This window comes from Duganella sp. CF402 (assembly GCF_900109645.1).
In the GTDB taxonomy this organism is placed as follows: Bacteria; Pseudomonadota; Gammaproteobacteria; order Burkholderiales; family Burkholderiaceae_D; genus Rugamonas.
Window position 1 is genome coordinate 1,782,785 of sequence record NZ_FOBG01000001.1, and the last position, 12,275, is coordinate 1,795,059.

General features: G+C 64.1%; 6 protein-coding genes. 5 read left to right on the forward strand and 1 reads right to left on the reverse strand.

Annotated elements, in window-relative coordinates; translation table 11 throughout:
- Nucleotides 1-205: 205 nt before the first annotated feature.
- The 5 genes from BMZ70_RS07955 to BMZ70_RS07975 all read left to right on the forward strand — a co-directional run bounded on the left by BMZ70_RS07955 (nucleotide 206) and on the right by BMZ70_RS07975 (nucleotide 11,485).
- Complete coding sequence (locus BMZ70_RS07955; RefSeq protein WP_092272072.1) at nucleotides 206-2,107, forward strand: putative bifunctional diguanylate cyclase/phosphodiesterase; 1,902 nt, start codon at nucleotides 206-208, stop codon at nucleotides 2,105-2,107.
- Entirely contained in the window at nucleotides 2,100-6,974 is a 4,875-nt protein-coding gene (locus BMZ70_RS07960) for a HAMP domain-containing protein (RefSeq protein WP_092272075.1), read from the forward strand. The genes BMZ70_RS07955 and BMZ70_RS07960 overlap by 8 nt, the downstream gene beginning before the upstream one ends.
- Nucleotides 6,962-7,843 carry a CheR family methyltransferase gene (locus BMZ70_RS07965; protein ID WP_092272078.1) on the forward strand — a complete coding sequence of 294 codons (882 nt, stop codon included), beginning with the start codon at nucleotides 6,962-6,964 and terminating at the stop codon, nucleotides 7,841-7,843. The genes BMZ70_RS07960 and BMZ70_RS07965 overlap by 13 nt, the downstream gene beginning before the upstream one ends.
- Before the next feature lie 73 nt (nucleotides 7,844-7,916).
- Nucleotides 7,917-10,562, forward strand: coding sequence for a M1 family metallopeptidase (locus tag BMZ70_RS07970; protein ID WP_092272081.1), 2,646 nt, complete (start codon nucleotides 7,917-7,919; stop codon nucleotides 10,560-10,562).
- Nucleotides 10,563-10,816: 254 nt separating this feature from the next.
- Nucleotides 10,817-11,485 (forward strand): YceI family protein, encoded by a 669-nt coding sequence (locus BMZ70_RS07975; RefSeq protein WP_229205339.1) that lies wholly within the window; start codon nucleotides 10,817-10,819, stop codon nucleotides 11,483-11,485.
- 130 nt (nucleotides 11,486-11,615) lie between these two features.
- On the opposite strand, the gene BMZ70_RS07980 is transcribed toward BMZ70_RS07975, so the two are convergent.
- The gene (locus BMZ70_RS07980) at nucleotides 11,616-12,245 is read right to left on the reverse strand and encodes a LysE family translocator (RefSeq protein ID WP_092272087.1); all 630 of its coding nucleotides are present in this window, start codon (nucleotides 12,243-12,245) and stop codon (nucleotides 11,616-11,618) included.
- Nucleotides 12,246-12,275 lie beyond the last annotated feature (30 nt).

Sequence of the window (12,275 nt, forward strand, 5' to 3'; positions counted from 1 at the left end):
GGATACTATCAATGCCGCCCGGGAACCAGTGGAAGAATTGGTGAGAATTGACGCAGATGGGCGCGGATGCGGGCGTCAATCGTGCGCGCAGGAAAATTTAGTTGCGCTAATATTTTTTATTTTGGAAATGCTGGAAGATAAGTTGGTAAATCGATAAAATAACCGCGTGGATGTTTAACTTTCCTTTCGCAAGCGCCAAACCGCCGTGCAGACTCCCAAAGTTCTCCTCGTCAACGACGACCAGGCCAGCCTGTACGCCCTGGAAAGCCTGCTGCTGGACGCAGCGGACCAGCATGTTTACGAGCTGATTTCCGCCGCCTCGGGCAAGGAAGCGCTGCGCCATGTGCTGCGCCATGAATTCGCGGTGATCCTGCTGGACGTCAGCATGCCCGGCATGGACGGTTTCGAGACCGCCGAGGCGATCCACTCCCACCCGCGTTCGGCCGGCACGCCGATCATCTTCATTACCGCGCACTACGCCGACGAACTGAATCGCCTGAAGGCCTATCAAAAAGGCGCGGCCGACTATTTGTTCACGCCGGTGATCCCGCAAATCCTGCAGGCCAAGGTGGCGGTGTTCGTCGAGATGGCCAAGAAGAATATGCTGCTGCGCATCCAGGCCGAAGAACTGGCGCGGCTCAACCAGGACTTGCGCGTGCAGCGCCTGCAAGACCTGGAACGCATCAACGCCGAGCTGGAACAGGAAGTCAAGGAACGCAAGGCGGCGGAACAGCGCGCGCACGAACTGTCGACCCGCGACGCACTGACCAATTTGCTGAACCGGCGCGCGCTGATCCAACAGCTGGAACACGCGGTGGCCACCTCCGACCGCAGCGGCATCGGCTTTGCGCTGCTGTTCCTCGATCTCGATAAATTCAAGCCGATCAACGACACCTACGGCCACGAGGCCGGCGACGAACTGCTGCGGCAAGTGGCGGCGCGCCTGACGGCGGCGGTGCGCGTGGCCGACATCGTGGCGCGGCTGGGCGGCGACGAATTCGTGGTGCTCATCGAAGGCAAATCCGCCTCGGCCAACGCCGCGCGCGTGGGCCGCAAGATCGAAACCGCCTGCGCCCTGCCCTTCGAGATTGGCGGCCAGCGCGTGAAGACGGCGGCCAGCATCGGCATCGCCCTGTACCCGCAGGACGGCGCCAACGCCCAGGCGCTGATGAAAAACGCCGACACCGCCATGTATCACGCCAAGCAGAATAGCGCCACGCCGGTGCAGTTCTTCCACGAAGAGCTGAATGTGCGCGAGCGTGAACGCGAGCGCTGGACGCTGGAACTGCGCAAGGCGCTGGCTTCCGGCCAACTGGAACTGCGCTATGAGCCGCAGATCGACCTCGATACCGGCCGCATGATCGCGGCCGAAGCGCTGCTGTACTGGCGCCATCCCGCCCACGGCGCGATGGAGGCGGCGCAGTTCCTGCCGCTGGTGCAGGAGCGTGCGCTGCTCGACCGCATCGATGCCTGGGTGGTGGCGCAGTGCTGTTCGCAGGCCGCACTGTGGCAAGGCCTGCATGGCAGCATGCGTAACGTGCCGGCGCCGGCAGCGGCGCGGCAGCTGTGCATCTGGCTTAATCTCGCCACGCCGCAGCTGCATTCCGACCTGCTGCAGGCGCTGCTGCCGGCCATGCGCAAGCACGGACTGGCACCGGGCAGCATCGGCGTCGAACTCAATGAGAAGCTGCTGATCGGCGCCAGCGAACCGCTGGCGCACCTGCTGGCCCAGATGCAGGAAGCCGGTGTGCACATCGCGCTGGACGATTTCGGCAGCGCGCGTTCGTCGCTGGCGGCCTGCAAGCGCTGGCAGCTCAACACCCTGAAGATAGACCGCAGTTTTGTGCACGGCATCGGCAACGACGAAGGCGGAACCGATATCGTGGCCGCCGTGATCCATCTGGCACGGGCCTTGTCCATGCAAGTGGTGGCGCTCGGTGTAGAAACCCGCCAGCAGCTGGAAGTGCTGCAGGCGCAGGGCTGCCACACCTGCCAAGGCGCCCTGTTCTACCCGCCGCTGCCGGCGGCAGGCCTGCTGGAACAAGCCAGCATCGATTTCAATACACATCACACCCTCCAAAGCAATGAGGATATCAGCCATGAATAATATGACCGACCTGGGCGAACAACTGGACGCGAAGGTGTTGCTATCCACCCTGATGGCGCTGAAAAAAGGCGATTTTTCAGTGCGCATGCCATCCGACTGGGTCGGCATGGCGGGCAAGATCGCCGATACGCTCAACGACATCATCGACACCAAGGCGCGCATGGTGCGCGAGGTGACGGAGGTGAGTCGCGTGGTGGGCCGCGAAGGCCGCCTGACGCAGCGCGCCGAGATGCCGAATACCGTCGGCGGCTGGGCCACCATCATCAGCTCCGTCAACACCCTGATCGACGATCTGGTGCGCCCGACTTCGGAAATGGCGCGCGTGATCGGCGCGGTGGCGAAAGGCGATCTGTCGCAGACCATGTCGCTGGAGGTGGACGGCCACCCGCTGAAAGGCCAGTACCTGCGGGCGGCCATGACCGCGAACACGATGGTGGAGCAGCTGTCCTCCTTCTCGTCCGAAGTGACGCGCGTGGCGCGCGAGGTAGGTACCGAGGGTAAGCTGGGCGGCCAGGCGCAGGTGAAAGGCGTGGCCGGTACCTGGAAGGACTTGACCGACTCGGTGAACTCGATGGCGGGTAACCTGACTTCGCAGGTGCGTAACATCGCCGAGGTGACCACCGCCGTGGCCAACGGCGACTTGTCGAAAAAGATTACGGTGGACGTGCGCGGCGAGATTCTGCAGCTGAAGGACACCATCAACGTCATGGTGGACCAGCTGCGCTCCTTCGCATCGGAAGTGACGCGGGTGGCGCGCGAGGTCGGCACCGAGGGTAAATTGGGCGGCCAGGCTTACGTGCCGGGCGTGGGCGGCACGTGGAAGGACTTGACCGACAACGTGAACTTCATGGCGTCCAACCTGACAGGCCAGGTGCGTAACATCGCAGCGGTAACGACGGCGGTGGCGAACGGCGACTTGTCCAAGAAAATCACGGTGGACGTGAAGGGCGAGATTCTGGAACTGAAAAACACCATTAACGTGATGGTGGACCAATTGTCGTCGTTTGCATCCGAGGTGACGCGGGTGGCGCGCGAGGTGGGCACGGAAGGTAAGCTGGGCGGCCAGGCACAGGTGAAAGGCGTGGGCGGCACCTGGAAAGACTTGACTGACTCGGTGAATTCGATGGCGGGTAACTTGACGGGCCAGGTGCGTAACATCGCCGAGGTGACCACCGCCGTGGCAAACGGCGACTTGTCGAAGAAAATCACGGTGGACGTGAAGGGCGAAATTCTTGAACTGAAAAACACCATCAACGTGATGGTGGACCAATTGAACTCGTTCGCATCGGAAGTGACCCGCGTGGCGCGCGAGGTCGGTACCGAGGGTAAGCTGGGCGGCCAGGCGAATGTGTCCGGCGTGGCCGGCACCTGGAAGGACTTGACCGATAACGTGAACTTCATGGCGTCCAACCTGACCGGCCAGGTGCGTAACATCGCGGACGTGACCACTGCCGTGGCGAACGGCGACCTGTCCAAGAAAATCACGGTGGACGTGAAGGGCGAGATTCTGGAACTGAAAAACACCATTAACGTGATGGTGGACCAATTGTCATCGTTTGCATCGGAGGTGACGCGGGTTGCGCGTGAGGTGGGTACGGAAGGTAAGCTGGGCGGTCAGGCCTACGTGCCGGGCGTGGGCGGCACATGGAAGGACTTGACCGACAACGTCAACTTCATGGCGTCCAACCTGACGGGCCAGGTGCGTAACATCGCGGCGGTGACGACGGCGGTGGCGCGCGGCGACTTGTCCAAGAAAATCACGGTGGACGTGAAGGGCGAGATTCTGGAACTGAAAGACACCATCAACGTGATGGTGGACCAATTGTCCTCGTTTGCATCCGAAGTGACGCGGGTGGCGCGCGAGGTGGGTACCGAAGGTAAGCTGGGCGGCCAGGCCAACGTGTCCGGGGTGGCCGGTACCTGGAAGGACTTGACCGAGAACGTCAACCAGCTGGCGGCAAACCTGACCAACCAGGTGCGCGCGATTGCGGAGGTGGCAACCGCCGTGACGCGTGGCGACTTGTCGCGTTCCATCCAGGTGGAAGCGCGCGGCGAGGTGTCCTACCTGAAGGACAACATCAATGAGATGATCCGTAACCTGAAGGACACAACGCTGAAGAACGCCCAGCAGGACTGGCTGAAAACCAATCTGGCGCGCTTCACCCGCCTGCTGCAAGGCCAGCGCGACCTGCAGGCGGTGACGAAACTGATCCTGTCCGAGCTGGCGCCGCTGGTGTCGGCGCACCACGGCGTGTTCTACATGATGGATTCCGGCGACAGTGACGCGCGCCTGCGCATGATCGCCAGCTACGGCTACCGTTCCAGCCGCAAGCTGCCGACATCCTTCCTGCCGGGCGAAGGCCTGGTCGGCCAGTGCGCACTGGAGAAGGTGCGCATCTGGCTGACCGACGTGCCGCGCGATTACATCGTGGTGTCGTCCGGCCTCGGCGCGGCGCCGCCGACCAATATCGTGGTGCTGCCGATTCTGTTCGAGCAGCAGGTGAAGGCGGTGATCGAGATCGCCTCGCTGGACCGCTTCACCGAAACCCACCTCTCCTTCCTCGACCAGCTGATGGAATCGATCGGCGTGGTGCTGAACACCATCGAGGCGAACAGCCGTACCGAGTCGCTGCTGACGCAATCGCAGTCGCTGGCGCAGGAACTGCAGCAGACCAACCAGGAGCTGGCGGAAAAAGCCCGCCTGCTGTCCGAGCAGAATATCGAGGTGGAGCGGAAAAACCGCGAGGTGGAGCAAGCCAAGCTGGCGCTGGAGGAAAAAGCCACCCAGCTGGCGCTGTCCTCGAAGTACAAATCCGAATTCCTGGCCAATATGTCGCACGAGCTGCGTACGCCATTGAATTCGCTGCTGATCCTGGCGCAGCAGCTGGGCGACAACCCGGACGGCAACCTGTCCGGCAAGCAGGTGGAATTCGCCAAGACCATCCACGGCTCCGGCTCCGACTTGCTGACGCTGATTAACGACATTCTCGACCTGTCGAAGATCGAGTCGGGCACGGTCACGCTGGACGTGTCGGAATACCGCTTCCAGAATCTGCGCAACTATGTGGACCGCACCTTCCGCCACATGGCGGAGGCCAAGCACCTTGGCTTCTATGTCGAGCTGAAGGAAAACCTGCCGACCGCGATGATGACCGACACCACGCGCTTGCAGCAGGTGTTGAAAAACCTGCTGTCGAACGCCTTCAAGTTCACCACGCACGGCCAGGTGTCCTTGTCGATCAGCCTGGTGACCAGCGGCTTCACCAGCGACCACGCCAACCTGCTGCATGCGGACGCGGTGCTGTCGTTCGCGGTCAGCGATACCGGCGTCGGCATCGCGGCCGACAAGCTGCAGCTGATCTTCGAAGCGTTCCAGCAGGCCGACGGCTCCACCGCGCGTAAGTACGGCGGCACCGGCCTTGGCCTGTCGATTTCGCGCGAACTGGCGCGCCTGCTGGGCGGCGAGATCCGGGTCGAGTCGGTGGTCGGCAGCGGTTCGACCTTCACCCTGTTCCTGCCTTACAACCGCGCTGGCTTCATCAACTACGACACGGTGCGCGCGCCGCAGGTGCGGCTGCCGGTGCCGACGCCGCAAGTGATCTACACGCCGCCGACGCACACCGAAAACCTGATCGACCTCGATTCCGAACTCGATGAATACACCGGCAGCGACGACCGCGGGCTGGTGGCGCCGGGCGATCCGTCGGTGCTGATCATCGAGGACGACGAGCGCTTCTCGCAGATTGTGCTGGGCTTTGCGCGCGAGAAGAACTTCAAGGGCATCGTCACCATGCAGGGCGATTCGGCACTGAGCCTGGCGCGCGACTACCTGCCGTCGGCCATCTTCCTCGACCTCGACCTGCCGGACATCGACGGCTTCACGGTGCTGGACCGCCTGAAGCGCGACCCGAGCACGCGCCACATTCCGGTGCATGTGATGTCGAGCCTGCGCGAGCGCGAACGCGCGCTGCGCCTCGGCGCCATCTCCTACCTGAATAAGCCGATCAGCAAGGAAACCTTGACCGAGGAATTCAGCCGCATCCAGAAATTCCTGTTGGGCGGGAAGCGCAGCCTGCTGGTGGTGGATGACGAACAAACGCAGCGCGATTCCATCATCGCCCTGATCGGCGATGTGGATATCCACATCGTGGCGGTGGACACCGGCCAGGCCGCGCTCGACGTGTTGCGCGAGCAGCGCTTCGACTGCATGGTGCTGGACCTGACGCTGCCCGACATCAGCGGCTTCGACCTGCTCGACATCATCGGCAAGGACGAATCGCTGCGCGACCTGCCGATCGTGATCAACACCGCCAAGGACTTGAACCGCAAGGAGGTGGCAAAGCTGAAGCGCTACGCCAAGACCATTGTGGTCAAGGATGCGCGCTCGCCCGAGCGCCTGCTGGACGAGACGGCGCTGTTCCTGCACCGTTCGCAGGCCAGCCTGCCGGAAGCCCAGCGCCGCATGCTGGAAGAGATCCACGCGGCCGAAGGCGGGCTGGCGGGGCGCAAAGTGCTGATCGTCGACGATGACTTGCGCAACATCTTCGCGCTGTCGTCGCTGCTGGAGCGGCAGCAGATGCACGTGCTGTTCGCCGAGAATGGCCGCGACGGCATTGAAGTGCTCGAGCGCGACCCGACCATCGAGATCGTCCTGATGGACATCATGATGCCGGAGATGGACGGCTACGATACGATGCGCGCGATCCGGCGCATCCCGAAATTCAAGTCGCTGCCGATCATCACGCTGACCGCGAAGGCGATGAAGGGCGACCGTGACAAGTGCATTGCCGCCGGCGCCTCGGACTACATCACCAAGCCGGTGGACGTCGCCCAACTACTGTCGCTGATGCGCGTATGGCTGCACTGATGGCAGCATTGATGCCGCCCATCAGCGCGGCGGTGCGCCGCCACTCGCCGTCGTCGGTCGAAGAGCTGGAACTGGAACTGCTGCTGGAAGCGCTGTTCCAGTGCTACGGCTACGACTTTCGCGGCTACGAGCGCGCCGTGGTCGCGCGCAAGGTACTGGCCTTGCGCGCGCAGCTCGGCCTGGCCACCACCTCGGCCCTGCAGTCGCGCGTCCTGCACGACTACGAAGCCTACAGCGCGCTGCAGCGCGCGCTCTACGTCGCCCCGGCGCTGATGTTCGACGATCCGCTGGAAGTGTCGATGCTGCGCCTGTCGCTGGGCGCCAGCCTGTACGGCGCCGCCCTGCCGCGCATCTGGCTGGCCGATTGCGCCGGCGCGCAGCAAGCGTGGACACTGGCCATTTTGCTGGAGCAGGAGCAGTTGGCGCCGCGCACCGAAATCTACGCCACCGTTGCCAGCGACACCATGCTGGCCGCCGTCCAGCAAGCCACCCTGCCGATGGCGCGCCTCGGCGAGCTGCAAGCCAACTATGTGCGCAGCGGCGGCATCGGCAAGTTGATCGATTACTTCGACGTCAGCGCCGACGGCCTGCACGCGGTGCTCAAGCCGCACCTGAACAGTCGCATCACCTGGGCCCAGTACAACCTGGTGACCGACGCCTCGTTCAACGAATTCCAGATGATCCTCGGCCACCGCGCCCTGCCCGACTTCGGCCCGGCGCTGCGCAAGCGCGTGCTGCACCTGTTCGACGACAGCCTGGTACCGTTCGGCATCCTGGCGCTGGACCGGCCACTGGACCAGCACGACCCACTCTCGCACCGCTACAAGCCGCTGCTGGCCCACCAGTTCTGGTACAAGCGCATAGCTTAAGGAATTTGACAGCGCCTGCGCTTCACCGTAGATTGTCTGCTTGCCCAAAAGGCCACACAATAAAAGGATAAGCATGCAACGTACTTTGATTTCGCTCGCCGTCGCGGCGGCGCTCGGACTGGCCTTACCGCTGGCCGCCAGCGCCGCAGAGAAAGCAGCCCAGGTCACCACCCAGCTGCCGCGCAACGCCGCCCCCACGCACTACGCCCTGTCGCTCACACCCGATGCCGCCAACAGCAGCTTCAGCGCCAGCGTGACGATCGCACTCAACGTCAAGCAAGCCACCAGCAGCCTGACGCTCAACGCCATCGACCTGAAATTCAGCGCCGCCGCCATCAGCGCCGGTCCGGGCAAGCCAGCGCAGGCGGCAAGCAAGATCGAAGTCAACGACAAGGCGCAAACCGCGACCTTCCACTTTGCCGAGGCGCTCAAACCGGGCAGCTACCAGCTCAAGCTCGATTACACCGGCAAGATCGGCGACCAGCCGGCCGGCCTGTTCTCGCTTGATTACGAAAACGACGGCGCCAGGAAGCGCGCGCTGTACACCCAGTTCGAGGCCACCGACGCGCGCCGCATGATTCCGTCGTGGGACGAGCCGTCGTACAAGGCCACCTTCGCGCTGGAAGCGACCATCCCGGCCGGCCAGATGGCGGTATCGAACATGCCGGTCGCCTCCACCACCAGGCTGGCCGACGGCCGCGAACTGGTGCGCTTCGCCACCTCGCCGAAAATGTCGACCTACCTGCTGTTCTTCGGCCTCGGTGAATTCGACCGCGCCACCGCCGTGGAAGCCGGCGTGGAGCTGGGCGTGGTGACGCAAAAAGGCCATGTGGCGCAGGCCCAGTTTGCGCTCGACAGCTCGCGCGCGGTGCTGAAGGAGTACAACGACTACTTCGGCGTCAAGTTCCCGCTGCCGAAACTGGACAACGTCGCCGCACCGGGCCGCAGCCAGTCGTTCGGCGCGATGGAAAACTGGGGCGCCATCTTCACCTTCGAATACGCGATGCTGCTCGATCCGCGCACCGCCACGCAGGCCGACAAGGAAACCTCCTTCCTGGTGGCCGCGCACGAAATCGCCCACCAATGGTTCGGCGACCTGGTCACCATGTCGTGGTGGGACGACCTGTGGCTGAACGAAGGCTTCGCCTCGTGGATGGAATCGCGCACCACCGACCTGCTGCATCCGGAATGGAACTGGAAGCTGCGCGGCGTCGGCTCGCGCGACTCGGCGATGGAGCGCGACGCGCTGGCCACCACCCACCCGGTGGTGCAGCGCATCCGCAGCGCCGACGAGATCAGCCAGGCCTTCGACGCCATCACCTACAACAAGGGCGCGGCGGTCATCAACATGCTGGAGAACTACGTGGGTGCGGATGCGTGGCGCGCCGGCGTGCGCAGCTACATGGCCAAGCATGCCTACGGCAACACCGTATCGAGCGACTTGTGGGGCGCGGTGGAAAAGGCCGCGCACAAGCCGGTGGTGGCGATCGCCCATGACTTCACGCTGCAGCCGGGCGTGCCGCTGGTGAGCGTGGCGGACGCGGTCTGCAAGAACGGCAAGACCACCGTCCAGCTGACGCAGGGAGAATTCAGCAAGGACCAGGAAAACAAGAAGCCGCTGAGCTGGCGCGTGCCGGTGATCGCCCAGACCGTGGGCAACGCCACCGTGCGCACCGTGATCAACGGCGGCAAGGCCACCCTGACGCTGCCTGGCTGCGGCGCGGTGCTGGTCAACGCCGGCCAGAGCGGCTACTACCGCACGCTGTACGCGCCGAAGGCGTTTGCCGCGCTGGCGGACAATTTTGCCAAACTGCCGGCCATCGACCAACTGGGCCTGCTGGGCGACAGCTGGTCGCTGGGACTGGCGGGCCGGATGCCGGCCTCCGGTTTCCTGGAACTGGCCGCCCGCACGCCGGTCGATGCAGCGCCCGAAGTATGGCAACGTATCGCCAACACGCTGGCCGGCCTGCGCGACAACTACGACGGCAAGCCGGAACAGCGCGCGGTGCTGGACCGCTTCACGCACGCCCGCCTGGCGCCGGTGCTGGCGCGCGTCGGCTGGAACGCCGCCAAGGATGAAGCGGCAACGGTGGCCAACCTGCGCGAGACCTTGATCGCGGCCCTCGGCAAGTCCGGCGACGAGGCCGTGCTGGCCGAAGCGCGCCGTCTGTACGCCGCGTCGCAGACCGACAAGAACGCCCTGCCGGCCGCGCTGCGCCGCCCGGTGCTGGCCGTCATCGCCGCCAATGCCGACCAAGCGACCTGGAACCAGCTGCGCGCCGCCGCCAAGGCCGAATCGTCGGCCAGCATCAAGGACGAGCTGTACGACCTGCTTGGCGCCGCCCGCGACCCGGCGCTGGCGCAGCGCGCGCTGGATCTGGCAATGACCGATGAACCGGGCGCCACCACCGGCGCGTCGATCATCAGCGAGGTCGCCGTGCGCCATCCGGACCTGGCGTTCGACTTTGCCATGACCAACCTGGCGCAGGTGGAGCAGAAGATGGAAGCCTGGTCGCGCAGCCGCTACTTCCCGCGTCTTGGCAGCTTCTCGGCCAATCCGGCCATGATCGGCAAGCTGCAAGCCTACGCCGGGCAGCACCTGGCGGCCGATGCCACCGGCGATACCAAGACCGCGATCGCCGCCGTCGAGTACCGCATCAAGGTGCGCAGCAAGCGCCTGCCGCAGATCGACGCCTGGCTGGCGCAGCACGCCGGCTAAGGTATAGCGGCAAAAAAAAACCAGCATCATCGTGAGATGGTGCTGGTCGCAAAACGCTCGAGAGCGTGGGGATGTTCCGCTGTTCGCCGGCTATGGTGCCGATTGAACGAAATTTGTGCCGGGCTTGATCGGTCCGGCAACCGGGCGCTGGCCTTAACCTCGCGCTATGGGTGCTACTTTGCCAGCTATCGGGAAAGACAGGCTTAGAACTTCATTAAGGAAGCTTAAAACAGCCAATGACGTATCAAAAAGCCATGATTAGGGCGCTCGCTGCGCTGTGTGTGTTGTTTGGGCTGAGCGCGTGCTCGCAGTTGCCGCCACCGGCCGCCCCGCCCGCCTCCGCCCCCGCGCCGGCGCCCATCGCGGCGCCGCTGCCGGCCGTCGCCGGTCCGCAGCTGCAGATCGACAGCACGCGCTCGCTGATCGTTGCCACCGTGCGGCGCGGCGGCGTGCTGGCCCGTCTCGGCCACGACCACGTGGTGGCCAGCCACGCCATCAGCGGCACTGTGGCGCCGCAAGCCAACCGCGCCGATTTCACGTTCCGTCTCGACGAGATGAAAATCGATGAAGCAGACCTGCGCCGCATCGCCGGCCTGGAAAAGCAGCCGTCGGCCGACGCCATCGAAGGCACGCGCCACAACATGCTGACCAAGGTGCTGGACGCCGACCGGTATCCGCTGGTGCAGGTGCAAGCCGAACGCGGTGCGCCGGGCCAGCCGCTGCAAGTGTTGATCACGCTGCACGGCGTCACCCGCACGCTGGCGATTCCGGTCGACCTGCGCGAAGAAAACGGCGTCATCACCGCACAGGGCACGGTCAAGCTGAAACAAACTGATTTCGGCCTGACGCCGTTCTCCGTCATGGCCGGCGCGCTGGCGGTGCAGGACGAGATGGAGCTGCGCTTCGACCTGCGCACAAGATAAAAAAACCCGCAGCACTGGATAAGTGCTGCGGGATCAAAGTTTCAAATCGGGAGAGACTTGAAAGAGCAAGCACAGTATCGCCACCGTGCATGACGCCCTGATGACATCGCGCCCTCCCGAACCAACTTTTTTAGCGCGCGATGATCAGGCGCAGACCGAGGCCGACGAAGATCACACCGGCCACCCGGTCCATCCACTTGCCGGCGCTCGGCGTGCGGTTGATCCACGCACCCACTGCGCCGGAGAAGTAGCCCAGCAACCCAAACAGCACAATCGCCTGCGCCGTGAACAGCAAGCCCAGTTGCGCGGTCTGCCAGCTGGCGTCGCCGCGCTCGGCGACCACGAACTGCGGCAGGAAGGACAGGAAGAACAGCACCACTTTCGGATTGATCGCATTCGCGAACAGGCCCTTGGTAAACAGCTTGCCCAGGCTTTCATCCGGCAAGCCTGCGCCTTCGACGCGCGCGCCGCCACGGCTACGCAAGGCGCCGAAACCGAGCCAGATCAGATACAGGCCACCCGCCACTTTCAACGCGGTGAAGGCAAGCGGCGACGCCTTGATCAACGCGCCCACGCCCAGCGCGGCCAGTACCGTGTGACTGAGGCAGCCCAGCGCGCAACCGAGGCCGAACATCATGCCCTGGCGCCGCCCGCGCGACATGCCGACACTCAGCACCATCAGGTTGTCCGGGCCGGGAGAGACGGTAATCAGCAGCGCGGCGCTGAGAAAGCCAATGAATTGTTCTGGAGAGATCAGCAAGGTATTTTCCTGATGTGCAAAAGCACCATC

What these genes read in the sequence shown, in the direction of transcription:
- BMZ70_RS07975 (WP_229205339.1), top strand. Translation starts at nt 10,817, where the DNA reads ATGATTAGGGCGCTCGCTGCGCTGTGTGTGTTGTTTGGGCTGAGCGCG.
- BMZ70_RS07960 (WP_092272075.1), top strand. Translation starts at nt 2,100, where the DNA reads ATGAATAATATGACCGACCTGGGCGAACAACTGGACGCGAAGGTGTTG.
- BMZ70_RS07965 (WP_092272078.1), top strand. Translation starts at nt 6,962, where the DNA reads ATGGCTGCACTGATGGCAGCATTGATGCCGCCCATCAGCGCGGCGGTG.
- BMZ70_RS07970 (WP_092272081.1), top strand. Translation starts at nt 7,917, where the DNA reads ATGCAACGTACTTTGATTTCGCTCGCCGTCGCGGCGGCGCTCGGACTG.